The sequence below is a fragment of the Mycobacterium sp. VKM Ac-1816D genome, assembly GCF_000416385.1.
Lineage (GTDB): Bacteria > Actinomycetota > Actinomycetes > Mycobacteriales > Mycobacteriaceae > Mycobacterium > Mycobacterium neoaurum_A.
In genome coordinates this window covers 120,384-134,685 of sequence record NZ_AOHQ01000136.1, presented here as the reverse complement: position 1 = coordinate 134,685, position 14,302 = coordinate 120,384, and the positions used below count along the sequence as shown (strand labels likewise).

The 14,302-nt window shown below is 66.9% G+C and carries 15 protein-coding genes, 4 tRNA genes and 1 pseudogene; 7 read left to right on the top strand and 13 right to left on the bottom strand.

All coding sequences use genetic code 11. From position 1 onward, the window contains the following. Nucleotides 1-6 precede the first annotated feature (6 nt). From G154_RS14455 to G154_RS14445, 3 genes are read right to left on the bottom strand one after another with little or no spacing between them, the layout of a single operon-like run. On the bottom strand, nucleotides 7-1,335 hold the full coding sequence (locus tag G154_RS14455; protein ID WP_019511139.1) for an MCE family protein: 1,329 nt from the start codon (nucleotides 1,333-1,335) through the stop codon (nucleotides 7-9). 3 nt (nucleotides 1,336-1,338) lie between these two features. Beyond that, entirely contained in the window at nucleotides 1,339-2,157 is an 819-nt protein-coding gene (locus G154_RS14450) for an ABC transporter permease (RefSeq protein ID WP_019511138.1), read from the bottom strand. Next, nucleotides 2,157-2,924: an ABC transporter permease gene (locus tag G154_RS14445; protein WP_019511137.1), complete on the bottom strand. Its 768-nt coding sequence runs from the start codon at nucleotides 2,922-2,924 to the stop codon at nucleotides 2,157-2,159. Before G154_RS14445 ends, G154_RS14450 begins: the two co-directional genes overlap by 1 nt. Before the next feature lie 163 nt (nucleotides 2,925-3,087). Between G154_RS14445 and G154_RS14440 the strand changes: the two are divergent. Both G154_RS14440 and G154_RS26815 read left to right on the top strand, forming a co-directional pair. Continuing rightward, nucleotides 3,088-3,435, top strand: a pseudogene (locus G154_RS14440) (UBP-type zinc finger domain-containing protein). Nucleotides 3,436-3,474: 39 nt separating this feature from the next. Then, nucleotides 3,475-3,621, top strand: a complete 147-nt coding sequence (locus G154_RS26815) for a hypothetical protein (protein ID WP_019511135.1) — start codon at nucleotides 3,475-3,477, stop codon at nucleotides 3,619-3,621. Here G154_RS26815 and G154_RS14435 read toward each other — a convergent pair. Together G154_RS14435 and G154_RS14430 are read right to left on the bottom strand one after the other, a co-directional pair. Further along, nucleotides 3,618-5,186 (bottom strand): NAD(P)/FAD-dependent oxidoreductase, encoded by a 1,569-nt coding sequence (locus tag G154_RS14435; protein WP_019511134.1) that lies wholly within the window; start codon nucleotides 5,184-5,186, stop codon nucleotides 3,618-3,620. The genes G154_RS26815 and G154_RS14435 overlap by 4 nt on opposite strands. Before the next feature lie 50 nt (nucleotides 5,187-5,236). Beyond that, nucleotides 5,237-5,842 carry a TetR/AcrR family transcriptional regulator gene (locus tag G154_RS14430; RefSeq protein WP_019511133.1) on the bottom strand — a complete coding sequence of 202 codons (606 nt, stop codon included), beginning with the start codon at nucleotides 5,840-5,842 and terminating at the stop codon, nucleotides 5,237-5,239. 93 nt (nucleotides 5,843-5,935) lie between these two features. Between G154_RS14430 and G154_RS14425 the strand changes: the two genes are divergently transcribed. After that, nucleotides 5,936-6,706, top strand: coding sequence for an MBL fold metallo-hydrolase (locus G154_RS14425; protein WP_023986273.1), 771 nt, complete (start codon nucleotides 5,936-5,938; stop codon nucleotides 6,704-6,706). Here G154_RS14425 and G154_RS14420 read toward each other — a convergent pair whose 3' ends face one another. From G154_RS14420 to G154_RS14395, 6 genes are all read right to left on the bottom strand, one after another. After that, complete coding sequence (locus tag G154_RS14420; RefSeq protein WP_019511131.1) at nucleotides 6,707-7,291, bottom strand: TetR/AcrR family transcriptional regulator; 585 nt, start codon at nucleotides 7,289-7,291, stop codon at nucleotides 6,707-6,709. A gap of 4 nt (nucleotides 7,292-7,295) precedes the next feature. Next, nucleotides 7,296-7,649 carry a hypothetical protein gene (locus G154_RS14415; RefSeq protein WP_023986274.1) on the bottom strand — a complete coding sequence of 118 codons (354 nt, stop codon included), beginning with the start codon at nucleotides 7,647-7,649 and terminating at the stop codon, nucleotides 7,296-7,298. An 18-nt stretch (nucleotides 7,650-7,667) separates the two neighbouring features. Continuing rightward, nucleotides 7,668-8,195: a YdcF family protein gene (locus G154_RS14410; RefSeq protein ID WP_234713050.1), complete on the bottom strand. Its 528-nt coding sequence runs from the start codon at nucleotides 8,193-8,195 to the stop codon at nucleotides 7,668-7,670. A gap of 126 nt (nucleotides 8,196-8,321) precedes the next feature. Continuing rightward, nucleotides 8,322-8,395: transfer RNA gene (locus tag G154_RS14405), tRNA-Phe, on the bottom strand. A gap of 39 nt (nucleotides 8,396-8,434) precedes the next feature. Further along, a tRNA-Asp gene (locus G154_RS14400) sits at nucleotides 8,435-8,511 on the bottom strand. A gap of 45 nt (nucleotides 8,512-8,556) precedes the next feature. Continuing rightward, a tRNA-Glu gene (locus tag G154_RS14395) sits at nucleotides 8,557-8,629 on the bottom strand. A gap of 138 nt (nucleotides 8,630-8,767) precedes the next feature. Here G154_RS14395 and G154_RS14390 point away from each other — a divergent pair. Then, nucleotides 8,768-8,843: transfer RNA gene (locus tag G154_RS14390), tRNA-Lys, on the top strand. Nucleotides 8,844-9,108: 265 nt separating this feature from the next. On the opposite strand, the gene G154_RS14385 is transcribed toward G154_RS14390, so the two are convergent. Then, nucleotides 9,109-10,215 (bottom strand): serine/threonine-protein kinase, encoded by a 1,107-nt coding sequence (locus G154_RS14385; protein WP_019511128.1) that lies wholly within the window; start codon nucleotides 10,213-10,215, stop codon nucleotides 9,109-9,111. 26 nt (nucleotides 10,216-10,241) lie between these two features. Then, nucleotides 10,242-11,237 carry an oxygenase MpaB family protein gene (locus tag G154_RS14380; protein WP_023986276.1) on the bottom strand — a complete coding sequence of 332 codons (996 nt, stop codon included), beginning with the start codon at nucleotides 11,235-11,237 and terminating at the stop codon, nucleotides 10,242-10,244. A gap of 72 nt (nucleotides 11,238-11,309) precedes the next feature. Here G154_RS14380 and G154_RS14375 point away from each other — a divergent pair, with 72 nt between their 5' ends. The 3 genes from G154_RS14375 (at nucleotide 11,310) to dusB (ending at nucleotide 14,198) form a co-directional block, all read left to right on the top strand. Further along, nucleotides 11,310-11,897, top strand: coding sequence for a TetR/AcrR family transcriptional regulator (locus G154_RS14375; protein ID WP_019511126.1), 588 nt, complete (start codon nucleotides 11,310-11,312; stop codon nucleotides 11,895-11,897). Between the two features lie 121 nt (nucleotides 11,898-12,018). Further along, nucleotides 12,019-13,029, top strand: coding sequence for an acyl-ACP desaturase (locus G154_RS14370; RefSeq protein WP_019511125.1), 1,011 nt, complete (start codon nucleotides 12,019-12,021; stop codon nucleotides 13,027-13,029). Further along, the gene (gene dusB / locus G154_RS14365) at nucleotides 13,026-14,198 is read left to right on the top strand and encodes a tRNA dihydrouridine synthase DusB (protein WP_019511124.1); all 1,173 of its coding nucleotides are present in this window, start codon (nucleotides 13,026-13,028) and stop codon (nucleotides 14,196-14,198) included. The genes G154_RS14370 and dusB overlap by 4 nt, the downstream gene beginning before the upstream one ends. Nucleotides 14,199-14,302: the final 104 nt, after the last annotated feature.

Here is a 14,302-nt window from a genome sequence, read left to right as displayed (position 1 = left end):
TCCTTCCTACGGCGTGGGTGGGCCGGGTGGCGGGAATGTCGCCGGGGCCGGCGGGAGCGGGAACGGCGGTGCCGGCGCTCCGAACGGGCCGGGCCCGGGTGCCGGACCGCCGGGGTAGCGGATGCTCGGCTGTTCGGGAACCGCGCGGGTGACCGGAAGGTAGTCGGCCCAGCCGGGGAAGCCGATACCGGGGTTGGTGCGGATCTCGTTGGGCAGGGCGCCCCAACCGGTGTCGGTGACCAGTGCCTTGACCGGGAAGTTCTGGCTGACATCGGGCAATGAACCGCAGCTCGGCTTGCCGCCGGGGCCGCCGGTGGCATTGGTCTTGGGCAGGTTCTGCGGGAATCGGTAGGCATCGTCGCCGGCGAGCATCGCCGCGTCCATGATGACCGATTTCCCGTTGCCGCCGAGGGCATCACGGCCACCGTGTTCCAGGAACCAGACCGCGCCCTGGAACAGGCACGTGTACGTCGGCGAGTATTTCATCAGCAGGGCCGTGGTCGGGTCGAGCAGATTCATGGCGCGCACCAGAGCGGGTTGGTTGCCGCCGATTACGTCGACACCCGATCGGGAGAAGCCGACCGCCGAGAGCAGCAGGGTGTCCAGCGGCTGCGCATGACTTGCGATGGTCGAAGAGGTGGTCGAGAACGAATCGAGGATCGATACGATGTCCTGCGCCGCAACGGAATACGCCTCAGCAGTCTGTCCGAACAACTGCCAGTCGCGTTGCACGGTGGGCATCCGTGGATTGACGGCCAGCAACACCTTGTTCGCCTCGGTGATAGCCCGGCCTATCCGGTCACCCTTACCGCGCAGCGATTCCGACACCGCGGCCAGTACGGCGTTGAGCTTGGCCGGGTCGACGGCCTGCACGACGGCTTGCAGGTTCTCGAATACCGTGTTGACCTCGACGGTGACATTACGACTGCGCAGCACCGCACCGGGTGTCAGCCGGCCCGCGCTGGGCCCGGAGTCGGGCACGATGAGATCCACATACTTGGCTCCGAAGGCCGTGGTGGACTTGATCTCGGCCTCCACGTTGGCGGGCAGATGCTCGAACGGTCCGGGGTATATGTTGAGATGCAGTGCGGCGAGCCCTGATTCGGTGCCGATCGATCCGACCTCGCCGACCTGCACGCCACGCAGTTTGACCTTCGCACCGTTCTCCATCACCAGGCCGGCCCGATCGGATATCAACGTGACGGGCACGAACGTGCGCAGCGTCCCGGAGAACAGCAGCGCGGTCATCACCGTCAGCGCGATGATGACGATCAGCAGGATGGGCGCATACCAGATCGGGTCGATCTTCTCGCGGCGCGGCGCATTGTTGTTCACGCGCTATCCCGAGAGATGGAAGTTGCCGGACTGCCCGTATACCGACAGCGTGATGGTCAACAGGACGAACACCGTTGCGGTGACCGAGGTCCGCACGGCACGGCCGACCGCCTCCCCCACCCCGGCCGGACCGCCGGTCGCGGTGAATCCGTAGTACGTGTGCACCACCATCACCGCGGCGGCCATCGACAGCGCCGCCACGAAGGACCACAGCAGGTCCGACGGCCGAAGAAACGTCGAGAAGTAGTGGTCGTAGACGCCGGCGGACTGACCGTAGACGACGGTGGTGCCCAACCGTGTTGCCAGGAAGGACATCAGGACGGCGACGGTGTAGAGCGGAATCACCACCACGACGCCGGCGACGATGCGGGTGGACACCAGGTAGGTGATGGCCCGGATGCCCATCACCTCGAGGGCGTCGATCTCCTCGTTGATCCGCATGGCGCCGAGCTGCGCGGTGGCGCCCGCACCGATGGTCGCGGCCAGCGCCACCCCGGCGGTGGCGGGTGCGATGAACCGGACGTTGAGGAAGGCCGACAGGAACCCGGTAAGCGCCTCGATGCCGACATTGGACAGCGTGTTGTACCCCTGCACGGCGATCAGCGCACCGGTGGACAGCGTGAGGAAACCGATGATGACGACGGTGCCACCGATCACGGCCAGCGCGCCGGTGCCCATGCCCATCACGGCGATGAGCCGCAGCACCTCGCCCGGGTAGCGGCGGACCGCGTCACCGATGTGGGCCAGGGACTGGCCGTAGAAGGCGGTCTGCTCGCCGAGCAGGCGGGTCCGGTCGACCAGCCCTTGCCCGAAAGTGGTCATCAGGGGGCCACTTTCACGCCGAGCGCGGTGGCCAGGATGTTGATCAGGAACAGCGCCATGAACGCGAAGACCACGGTCTCGTTTACCGCGTTACCCACGCCGGTCGGTCCGCCGCCCACCGACAACCCCTTGTAGCAGGCGATCAACCCGGCGGAGAGCCCGAACAGCAGAGCCTTGACCAGCGAGACGATGACCTGCGGCAGACCGGTGAGCAGTGTCAGGCCCGCGACGAAGGCTCCCGGGGTGACATTCTGGACATAGACCACGAACAGGTAGCTGCCGGTCAGCCCCACCACGGCCACCACCGAGTAGAGCATCAGGGCTACGAAGGTGGCCGCGATGACGCGGGGCACCACCAGCGCCTGCACCGGATTGACGCCGATGACCTTCATCGCGTCGATCTCTTCGCGGATGGTGCGGGCACCGAGGTCGGCGCACATGGCGGTGGCGCCGGCGCCGGCGACGACGATGGCCGTGACGACGGGTCCCACCTGGGTCACCGAGGCCAGCGCGGCACCGGCTCCGGACAGGTCGCCGGCACCGATTTCGAGCAACACGATGTTGAGCGTGAAAACGATCAGCACCGTGTAGGGGATGGACAGCATGATGGTCGGGAAGATCGATACCCGGGCCACGAAGGCGATCTGGTCGAAGAGCTCCCGCCATGCGAACGGGCGCCGGAAAATGGCACCGAACGATTCCGCGCTGAGCACCATGAAGCCACCCACGGCATCCATGGACTTCGTCAACTGACCGGAGGTGCTCATCGCGGCGGACGTTATGACCGGTGGAATTTGCTGTCAAAGGCAACTTTCAGCAGTATGCCGACGTCAATATCCGATTCGGCTGGTGGCCATTCCTCGCGCGATTTAGCTCAGCGTGATTCGATCACGGTGATGCATAGTGCCCGCACTGCGTAGACTCGCCCGTGTGGATGTCGATCCCTCGGTTCCCCCATCAGGTAGCGGCTGCGTGGAGTGCGACGCCGACGGCGGATGGTGGGTCCACCTGCGTCGCTGCACCGCGTGCGGGCATATCGGCTGCTGTGACGATTCGCTGGCGCGGCATGCCTCACACCACTGGCGCAGCAGCGGCCACCCGATCATCCGAAGTTTCGAGCCGGGTGAGGACTGGTTCTGGAATTACGACACCGGCCAGTATTACGACGGCCCGTAATTGTGTGCACCCCAGGCGCATCCCATCGATCAGTCGGTACCGGGTCCCCGATCGCGGGTGCCCGCCGACTGGATGGAGCAGCTGCAGAACCGGGATGCTTGAGTACCGTTTCGACCTCGGCGAAACGGGTATCGACTCCCCGTGAGCGCAGATCCCAAGACCACCGAGTCAGACGCAGGTAAACCGGGCGCCGAGGACGATGTCCTGAGCGACCCGGCCAAGGGTGCCGAGGACCGCTCGGACTGGTCCGACGAGGGCGGCGCGCCGGCCGGCGAAGAACACGCCTAACCTGCGTCGGCAAACACCGCCTGCGCGGCGTTGTAACCGGGTATGAAGGTGATACCGGGCCCGCCGTGGCATCCGGCGCTGCCCAGGTAGAGACCGTCGATCGGGATCGGCTGGTCGACAAAACCTTTCGGTCCAGGACGGTTCGGACCCATCTGCTCGGGGTGGATCAGCCCATGGCAGTAGTCGCCACCGGGTGCGCCGAACATGGTGCTCATGTGCTTGGGCGTGAAGGTGGTGTGCCGGATGATCCGCTGCTCGAAATCCGGTGCCAGTCGCGTGATCTTGTCGATCACCCGACGACCCATCTCGACCTTGAGATCCCCGTAGGACGCCCGCGCGTTGCCCTCTACGGGGAACCACAGCGAGAAGGCCGACACCGCATGCTTGCCGGGCGGGGCGAGGTCCGGATCCTGCACCGAGGGCATCTGCAGTGCGATCGCCGGGTCGGTGGGCACGTCGCCGCGACGGCTCTGCTCCCACTGCTCCTGCAGTTCCTCCGGAGTGTTGAAAATGCCTATCGCCGACTGCATCTCGGGATCGTTGAGCATCGTGTACGGGTCGGCAAAGGTGAGCAGGCCGTCGAGCGCGAAATGCATCTGCAGGTAACTGCCACGGTGGTCGGTGCGGGCGAAGCGGTCACGCACGTCGCCGGGCAGCGCGACGGGGTCGAGCAGCTGGGTGACGGTGGTATCGGGCGACAATGCGGAGACGACGACGGACGCGCTCAGTTCGCTGCCATCCGCCAGTCGCACCCCGGCGACCCGCCCCGCGGCGGTGCGGATCTGCTCGACCTTGGATCGCAGGCGCAGCTCACCACCGCCGTCGATGAGCATATCGCGCAGGTGGGCGGTCAGTGCGCCGATGCCGCCGCGGAGCTTCTTCATCAGCACCGCGTTTTCGTCGGGCACCGCCAGCCCGAACGCCAGCGCCGCGGCGCTGCCCGGTGTCGCGGGGCCCCGGTAGGTGGTGTTGACCGCCAGGAATGACAGCATGCCGCGGAGCGCGCCGTGCTTCTCGGCGTCGGGCAGATAGCGGTCCAGCACGTCGGTGACCGAACCGAACAGCATGTCGGTGATGGCCGCGCGCTCGAATTCGTTTGTCGCGCAGGCATACATCTCGTCGAGAGTCTTGGGCGGCAGGCCCGCCTCGAATCGCCCGAGCGCGCGGGTCGGGGCCTGACTCCAGGCCATCAGCCCCGCCATGCCGTTGACCGCCTCGGCGCCGTGCACCTCGTTGAGGTGACTGAGTAGCTTCATCGGATCGGTGTAGTAGACGACCGGATCGTCGCCGATACCGCGCAGCGATACCGACATGACGTCGACGTCGATGCACGGCAACGCGTCCAGGCCGAGCTCGCGGCTCACCACCGCCGAGGTCGGGAACTGCAGGGATCCGGCGATCTCGAAGTGGTAGCCGTCGAAAAGCTCGACGGTGGAGGCCATTCCGCCGGCGTAGAGCTTGGCGTCCAGGCACAGGGTGCGAAGGCCGGCCCGTTGCAGCAGGGCGGCGGCGGCCAGGCCGTTGTGGCCCGCGCCGATGACGATGGCATCAAAGCTGTCCGACATCACCCGAGGCTGACATCGGTCCCCATGTTTTGTCAATATTGACAAAACATCTAGCGCTGCGGAACCACACCCGCCTCCAGCGAGTCCAGCGCCGTGCGGCACAGCCGGGCCAGCTCGGGCAACGACCGGTCCTCGGCGAGCATCCACACCTCCATGGCACCGAACACCGCGGCGGCGATGCACCGCGCGGTCACGGTGATCTGCAACCGCGTGTCGATATCGGTGGCCGGTGGTTGATCGTCGCGCAGGTGCTCCTCGACGACCTCGGCGAAGGATGCCTCGACCTGCCTGATGTGCCGCACGATGCGCCCGGGATCCAGCTCGTCGGAGCGCAGCTCGGCGATCCGCGCGACGGCGTCGACGTCATAAGGGGATTCCAGGATGGCGGCGTGCACGGCCTCGACGATGGATTCGTCGGCGGACCGGTTGGCCAGCGCGGTGCGAAACCACTCCAGTCCGGCGTCGTAATCGACGAACAGCAGGTCGTGTTTGGAGGAAAAGTGCCGGTAGAAGGTGCGCAGCGAGACGCCGGCATCGGCGGCGATCTGTTCGGCGGACGTCTCCTCAACGCCCTGGGCCAAGAAGCGCACCATGGCGGCCTTACGCAGCGCGTCCCTGGTGCGCTCGCTGCGAGCCGTTTGCGCGGGGCGGACCATCGGCTCAACGTACCGCAGGGCGAACAACCCCCGACGTACCCGCTTGGGCGAAGTCCATAAGCTCTCAGCAAAGGTCCACAGGGGGGTCAGACTTTGCGCGTCCATCATCTCAATTGCGGCAGCATGCCCGTTCCGAGCGCACCGCTGGTGTGCCACGTCCTGCTCGTCGAGTCCGACGACGGACTGATACTGGTCGACAGCGGCTACGGGCTACTCGACTGCGCCGAGCCGGCCCGGCGCCTCGGACCGTTCCGGTTCGCCTCCAGGCCGGTACTCGATCCGGCCGAGACCGCGGCGCGCCAGATCGCGGCCCTGGGGTTCGCTCGGGAGGACGTCCGGCACATCGTCGTCACGCATTTCGACTTCGATCACATCGGCGGGATCGCCGACTTCCCTGCCGCGCAGGTGCACGTCACCGCCGCGGAGGCCGCCGGTGCGGTGCACGCGCCGTCATGGCGGGAACGGGTGCGCTACCGCAGCATCCAGTGGTCGCACGGTCCGACGCTGGTCGAGCACGAACCGGACGGTGAGCACTGGCGCGGATTCGGGGCGGCCAAGGAGATATTGGACGGCGTCGTGCTGATTGCGCTACCCGGGCACACCCGCGGGCATGCCTGTGTCGCCGTGGACGCCGGGCACCGCTGGGTGTTGCACACCGGTGATGCTTTCTATCACCGCGGCCGGATCGACGGCAGGCCCATACCGAAGATCCTGGGGATGGAGATGGTGCTGGCCTTCGACCGCAAGCAGGTGCGCGACAACCACATCCGGCTCGCGGGGCTGGCCGCGCGCAATGAGCCCGACCTGCTGATGGTCAACGCCCACGACCCGATCCTGTTGCAGCAGGCCCGAGCCACCGCCTGATCAACCGGCGGCGACCAGCGCGATGGTTGCCTCGACGGCGTCCTCGGTGATATCGCTCATCGTCCCGCCGTTCTCCACGGTGACCGCGGTGAGCTCGCGCAGACCGCCGAGCAACATGATGATGCGCGGACGGGACACTGGCCCGATACCGGCCTCGCGGAACCGCGGGCTGTCGATCAGAGCGTTGACCATCTCGATGAATTGCTCCATGGAATCGCGGGTCAGCGCGCGGCCGGCGGCACCCAGCGACGGGCCGTCGCGGATCCAGCTCAGCGTCACATCGGGGCGGGACTCCCCCGAGGCGATCCACGCCTCGATGGCCTGGCGGGCCTGATCGCGCCATGGCGCGTCGGGATCCACGGCGGCCGAAATCTGACGTATCTGATCGGCATTCGCGTCGGCCAACAGCGCCATGAAGCACTCCTCCTTGCTGGAGAAGTACTCGTAGAAGGTGCGCCGCGATGTCCTGGCCCGCCGGACGATATCGGCGATCGTCATCTTGGCGTAGCCGTCCTCGGCGATCGAGGCCTCACACGCGGCCAGCAACCGGGTGCGGAAGTCGGCCCCGGCTGCGTCCGTCGTCACCCGCTCACCATATGACGGCGATACCCGCCGCAGTCAGCGAGAGTGCCCCGGCGAGGTAGAACAACGGCGGCGCGACGGGGTGACCGGTGCGTCGCTGCCGGGCGCTGCCCATGCCCAGCACGCCGCCCAGGATTACCAGCAGGACCAGCTTGACCCCGATCTTGGGGTAGTTGAGCACGACATCGGACGGCCACGGCGCGGCCAGCGCCAGACCGGTGATCAGCGAGACCAGCAGGCCGTAGTCCATGACCCTGGTGAATCGGGGTTGCGCCGAGAGCGCCGCCGACGCCCAGGCGCCGAAGGTGACGGCGAAACCGACGATGTGCAGCAGCACAACTACGCTGCGTAGTAGCTCCATGGCCGGAGCGTACCGCCCTCACCGGATGGCCATCACCGGACTGAGGACATCCTTGACGAACTGGCCGATGTTCGTCGCCGGGTCGCCGTCGGGGAAGCTGACGGTGGCCAGCACATTGGCCCCGGCGTCGACGAAGTTGGTGTCGGCACGGTCCTGATGGGTCGACGAGGTCACCAGGATGATGCCCGAGGTATCGGCCTTCTTCGCCAGCGGGACCGAGAAGCGCGCATTCTGCACGGTGCTGTTGGCCTTGTCCTCCACGATGATCCGGTTGGCCGGGAACCCGAGCATCTGCAGGAGGTTGCGCATCTCGCCTGCCTCGGTGCGGCCCTGGCGCGGATTGCCGCCGGTTACGATGATCGGCGATTGCGGGAACGCCTGCGCGACGGCCAGCCCGGTCAGCACCCGGGTGAACAGGATGGGTCGCATCCAGCCGTCGGGGGTCAGGCCGTAACCAAGGATCACGATGGCCGGTTTGGAGAAATCCTTGCCCGCCGGTTGGGCCTGGGCCGCCGGAGCGCCGGCGAGAGCGAACACCGCGAGCAGGGCGGTGACGAGAGCGACCGCGGCAGCGGTCAGGCGAGTACGTGTTTCATCCCCGAATGATTGCGACACGACTGTTGATCGTGATCAGTGGGAAGGATGTTACGAAGACGACAATTTCGATCTGAGTGGCCAGGGCCGGGATCGAACCGGCGACCTTCCGCTTTTCAGGCGGACGCTCGTACCAACTGAGCTACCTGGCCGGAAGGCCCCGGCCTTTCGACCGGGATACCTCGCCGAGATGGCGACCCTGACGGGACTCGAACCCGCGACCTCCGCCGTGACAGGGCGGCGCGCTAACCAACTGCGCCACAGGGCCTTGCTCTGTACTGCTGCACTCCGGTGTGTCACCACCGTCGTGCCGTACCCCCAACGGGATTCGAACCCGTGCTACCGCCGTGAAAGGGCGGCGTCCTAGGCCGCTAAACGATGGGGGCCTATCCGGATTTCTCCGGGCCGCTCTCAACGCCGGTGACGTTGGAAGCTTCGATAGCTTAGGACACAGCTGCTCGAAATCCCAAACCGGATGCCCCCACCCGTCTGATCAGCGGGCCAAGTATCCTTTTCGAGCACACGCCCCTATAGCTCAGTCGGTAGAGCTACGGACTTTTAATCCGCAGGTCCCAGGTTCGAGCCCTGGTGGGGGCACCACGTATTCCGCGCCGCAGGCCGCCCCGGCGTTTACCTGACTTCAGCCCGCCCGCCTCATGCGCTTCGCGACTGAAGCCAGGTAGCTCTCAGCGTCGAAATCTCTACACCAGTTCAGTCTCGACCGCCGGTCGCCTGTGGCGGCTGAAGTAGTGGACGGGTCGCTGGGGGCACCACGCCAAACCCGGCCCACGAGAGTGACGTTTCCGTGCTCGAACGGCCGCTGGGACCGCAAGAACGTCACTCTCGCGGAGTCGGGCCCGGCGCGTCAGCGGTCCGGCTTGGGTTTCGGCCCCTTGTCACCCTTTCCGTTCCCGCCGTTGCCGCGCCCGGGACCCCCAGGCGGACCTGGCGCGGGTGCGGGCGCAGGCGCTGCCGTGGTCGTGGTCGTGGTCGTCGGCGGTATCGACACCGAGGAGACCGGAGCCGGCGAGGTCGCGCTCGGCGCCGGCGCCGGCGTGGGCGTCCCGTTGCGTGAGGCGGTATCGACGAGGAAGGCGGCGAGCAGCACGAGCAACGCCACCACCCCGCCCGCCATGGCAAGCACACGGCGCCGACGGCTGCGCGGCCGCGGCACCACCACCCGCACCGTCGCGGGGTCGGGCAGCGGCTGATCGAGCACCAGGGTGCCCGGCCGCGCCGAGAGCGCCGCGAGCATCTGCTCGGCACTGGCGAAGCGCACCCGCTCGTCGGCGGCCAGGGCCCGCTGGATCACCGCCACCAACGCCGCGTCGGCGTCGGGGCGCAACGCCGCCAGATTCTCGTGCGGCAGCGGGATTCGGCCGACGAGACCCTCGGCAGCCACCATCGCGGCGGCGTAGAGATCATCGGCGACCGTCGCGGGATGCCCGGCCAACCGTTGCGGACTCAGATAGCCCAGCGTCCCGACGACCTGGCCGGTCATGGTGTGCGCGGAGGTGGGACTCTTGGCGATCCCGAAATCGGCGATCTTGATACCGCCGGCCGCCGTGACCAGGATGTTGGCCGGCTTGATATCGCGGTGCAGGATCCCGGCGGCATGGGCGGCGGCCAGACCGGAAAGCAACTCGCACAACAGCACCCGCACCTGCTGTGCGGGCACCGGACCGGCGGCGAACACATCGGCCACCGTGCGCCCGGGAAGCCGTTCCATCACCAGGTAGGGCAGGCCGTTGTGTTCACCGCTGTCATGCACGGCAACGATGTTCGGGTGGTTCAGGGTGGCGACCGCGCGCGCCTCGGACTCGAAGCGCCTCCGGTCGCCCGCCGTCGGGTCCATCAGCTTGATCGCGACCGGGCGTCCCAGCCGGGTGTCCCAGCCGTCATGCACCGCGGCCATCCCGCCGCGGCCGAGCAGTCCGCGCAATTCGTAGCGACCGCCGAGTGGCTGCTGCATGCGGTCCACCGTAGACCGCGCGGTGACTACACCTGAGGGCAGTAGAAGTTCGGGTTGCCCCGGTACTCCACGGGCGGGAGATTGCGGGCCGGGGTCTGCACCAGCGGCGAGTCGGCGGGCAACCGGCCGCTGGCCCGATCCACCGCGGAGCGCTTGCGCGGGTGCATCAACGAGCGCTTGGGCAGCACCTTGCCCGCGAACGTGATGACCTCGCACAGCCGGTCGTGCAGGAACTGTTGCCGCGGTGTCCAGGTGTAACCCATCAGCTCGCGCACCGGCTCGTCATAGAGGGCCACGGTCATGAACGTCAGGAAGCGCTGCATCACCTTCAGATTCAGCTTCCATAGCGGGTCCGGAATCCATTGCAGGGAGGGATGTTTGGGCATCGTGGACAGATCCATCACGGTGACGGCGGCCCAGTTGCGCTCCAGGACCTCGGTGCACATGTGATCCCAGTAGGCCTCGAACTCCTCCCAGGACTTCGGCACCGGCCGCATGCTCATGCCGTACATGCGGTACCACTGCACGTGCTCGTCGAACAGTTGACGCTTGTCGGCGAGCGAGATACCGCCGCCGAACTTCTCGGCCGCCAGCAGCGTCGACTTGAAGAACGTCGCATGCGCCCAGTAGAAGACGTCCGGGTTCAGCGCGCTGTAGCGCCGCCCCAGCTTGTCCACACCCTTGATGCCGATGTGATAGTCGCGGACCTCGGCACCGGTCTGCGGCGCCCGGTCACCGTCGAAGACCACGCCGCCGATCGGGTAGATCGACCGCAGCAGGCGCGGGATGCGCTCGATGAAGAAGATCGAATGCTCCTCGACCGCGGCCCCGAGCTGCGGGTGCATGTTCTGCATCGACCCGGCCCAGGTGCCCTGGAACAGTCCCGTCCACTGTCCGAAGTACTTCCAGGTGAGTGAGTCCGGCCCGAGCGGGACGTCGTCGTATCCGGCGCTCACGGGGCAACCGGCAGCACCGGCGGAATCGCTGGTCACCGGGCATGTCTCGGACGTATCTTGAGTCACTGACGACCTTCCGTTCGGGTCGGGGAAGCAATTCTGACTACACCCGTTGTCACCAAGCAGCTTAGGAGTGATGTGCCGTCCGGTCAACGACGCGGTCGATGGTCCGGCGTTCCCCTGCAGGACCGCCAGGCGCTGCGCCGCAACGAGCTGATCAGCGCGGGCATCGCGCTGCTCGGCGCCGCCGACGGACCGGCACTGACGGTCCGCGCGGTCTGCCGGGCGGCCGGCCTGACCGAGCGGTACTTCTACGAAAGCTTCACCGACCGCGACGTTTTCGTACGCGCCGTCTACGACGAGGTGTGCCAGGCGGCCATGACCGCACTGCTGGCGGCACAGACACCGCGCGCCGCAGTGGAACAATTCGTCGAGCTGATGGTCGACGACCCGACTCGCGGCCGGGTACTGCTCCTGGCACCCGAGCGCGAGCCGGTGCTGGTGGCCTCGGGCGCGGAGTGGATGCCCGACTTCATCGCCCTCATCCAGCGCAAGCTCACCCAGATCGCCGATCCGGCAGTGCAGGAAATGGTGGCCACCGGACTGGTCGGCGCGCTCACCGCACTGTTCACCGCCTACCTGAACGGCCGCCTGGCGGCCGGCCGCGAACAGTTCGTCGACTACTGCAGCACGTTGCTCCTCAATCGGGCCGCCGCCCATCAGTAACGGTGAGCATGCCCAAAAGACGGGTAACCGTTACGCGACTCACGTTGACGGAACTTGAATGTCACCGCGAGACACAGATATATTGACTGCAACCAACAGGTACAGATACATCGGAGGGTCCATGACCGAGGAACTGAGCGATCTGCAGCTCCTGCACGAGCTCGAGCCCGTGGTGGAAAAGCAGATCAACCGGCACCTGAGCATGCGCAAGGACTGGAACCCCCACGACTACATCCCGTGGTCGGACGGCAAGAACTTCTACGCCCTCGGCGGCCAGGAGTGGGATCCCGAGCAGTCCAAGCTCTCCGAGGTCGCGCGCATCGCGATGATCACCAACCTGTTGACCGAGGACAATCTGCCCTCGTACCACCGCGAGATCGCGATGAATTTCAGCATGGACGGCCCGTGGGGTTTCTGGGTCAACCGCTGGACCGCCGAGGAGAACCGGCACGGTATCGCCCTGCGCGATTACCTGCTGGTCACCCGCGCCATCGACCCGATCGAACTCGAAGAGCTGCGCGTGGAGCAGGTCACCCGCGGCTTCTCCCCCGGCCAGAACCTGCAGGGCGGCGACGAGCTGTTCGCCCAGAGCCTGTTCGACTCCGTCATCTACGTGACGTTCCAGGAGCTGGCCACCCGCGTCAGCCACCGCAACACCGGCCGCGCCTGCAATGACACCGTCGCCGACCAGCTGCTCGGCCGCATCTCCGCCGACGAGAACCTGCACATGATCTTCTACCGCGACGTGTCGGCCGCCGGTATGGAGATCGCACCCAACCAGGCGATGAAGTCGCTGCACAAGATCCTCACCAACTTCAAGATGCCCGGCTACACCATCCCCGATTTCCGCCGCAAGGCCGTCGTCATCGCCACCGGCGGGGTCTACGACCCGCGCATCCACCTCGACGACATCGTGATGCCGGTGCTCAAGAAGTGGCGCATCTTCGAACGCGAGGATTTCACCGGTGAGGGCGCCAAGTTGCGCGACGAGCTGGCCAAGCACGTCGAAGAGCTCGAGGAGACCTGCGAGAAGTTCGAGATCGCCAAGGAACGCCGCCTGGAGCGGGAGCGCAAGGTCGCCGAGAAGAAGGCGATGAAGAACCTGCTGGTGAGCTCCTCCGCAGCCGGATGACGCTGCTCGACAATCCGCCGACGGCCCGATCTGCCCTGCAGATCGGGCCGATCGCATTGCGTTCGCCTGTCGTCCTGGCCCCGATGGCCGGCGTCACCAACGTCGCGTTCCGCACACTGTGCCGCGAGCTGGAGATGGCCCGCGCCGGCACCATCAGCGGCCTGTACGTCTGCGAGATGGTGACCGCACGCGCCCTGGTTGAACGCCATCCGGTCACCATGCACATGACCACCTTCGCCCCGGATGAGACGCCACGCTCGCTGCAGCTCTACACCGTCGACCCCGAGACCACCTATCGCGCGGCCAAGATGATCGCCGACGAGGGCCTGGCCGATCACATCGACATGAACTTCGGCTGCCCGGTGCCCAAGGTCACCAAGCGCGGCGGCGGCGCGGCCATCCCGTTCAAGCGGCGGCTGTTCGGTCAGATCATCGGGGCGGCCGTCCGCGGTATCGAGGGCACACCGATCCCCGTCACGGCGAAATTCCGGGTCGGCATCGACGATGAGCACACCACGCACCTGGATGCCGGGCGCATCGCCGAGCAGGAGGGTGCTGCCGCCGTCGCGCTGCACGCTCGCACCGCCGCCCAGCGCTACTCCGGCGCGGCCGATTGGTCACGCATCGCCGAACTCAAACAACACGTGACCGGCATCCCGGTGTTGGGCAACGGTGACATCTTCGACGCCCGCGACGCGGTGGCCATGATGTCGCAGACCGGATGTGACGGAGTCGTCATCGGACGCGGGTGCCTCGGCAGGCCCTGGCTTTTCGCCGAACTGTCCGCCGTCTTCAACGACCGCCCGATTCCCACCCCGCCCACCCTCGGCGAGGTCACCGATATCGTGCGGCGCCACGGTGAGCTGCTCGCCGAGCACTTCGGTGTGGACAAGGGCATGCGTGACATTCGCAAGCACGTCGCCTGGTACCTGCACGGTTTCCCCGTCGGCGGCGATTCCAGGCGGGCATTGGCGCTGGTCAAGACCGTCGAGGAGCTCGACGAACTGCTGGCCCAGCTGGACCAGGACGCACCGTTCCCCGAGGTGGGTGACGGCCCGCGCGGCCGACAGGGTTCGCCGGGATCGGTGTCGCTGCCCGCGGGTTGGCTCGACGATCCCGACGACGACACCGTGCCCGAGGCCGCCGATGTGATGCACTCCGGCGGCTGAGCCGAGATGGTCCCGAGACCGCTCCGTCACTGCACTGCGCTGGCCGACGCTCAGGTTGTCTCAGTACGATGAGTGCCCACGTACCCGGACTCCGGTGGCGCGGC

What these genes read in the sequence shown, in the direction of transcription:
- G154_RS14450 (WP_019511138.1), bottom strand. Translation starts at nt 2,157, where the DNA reads ATGACCACTTTCGGGCAAGGGCTGGTCGACCGGACCCGCCTGCTCGGC.
- G154_RS14445 (WP_019511137.1), bottom strand. Translation starts at nt 2,924, where the DNA reads ATGAGCACCTCCGGTCAGTTGACGAAGTCCATGGATGCCGTGGGTGGC.
- G154_RS14435 (WP_019511134.1), bottom strand. Translation starts at nt 5,186, where the DNA reads ATGTCGGACAGCTTTGATGCCATCGTCATCGGCGCGGGCCACAACGGC.
- G154_RS14430 (WP_019511133.1), bottom strand. Translation starts at nt 5,842, where the DNA reads ATGGTCCGCCCCGCGCAAACGGCTCGCAGCGAGCGCACCAGGGACGCG.
- G154_RS14415 (WP_023986274.1), bottom strand. Translation starts at nt 7,649, where the DNA reads ATGGAGCTACTACGCAGCGTAGTTGTGCTGCTGCACATCGTCGGTTTC.
- G154_RS14385 (WP_019511128.1), bottom strand. Translation starts at nt 10,215, where the DNA reads ATGCAGCAGCCACTCGGCGGTCGCTACGAATTGCGCGGACTGCTCGGC.
- G154_RS14370 (WP_019511125.1), top strand. Translation starts at nt 12,019, where the DNA reads ATGACCGAGGAACTGAGCGATCTGCAGCTCCTGCACGAGCTCGAGCCC.
- dusB (WP_019511124.1), top strand. Translation starts at nt 13,026, where the DNA reads ATGACGCTGCTCGACAATCCGCCGACGGCCCGATCTGCCCTGCAGATC.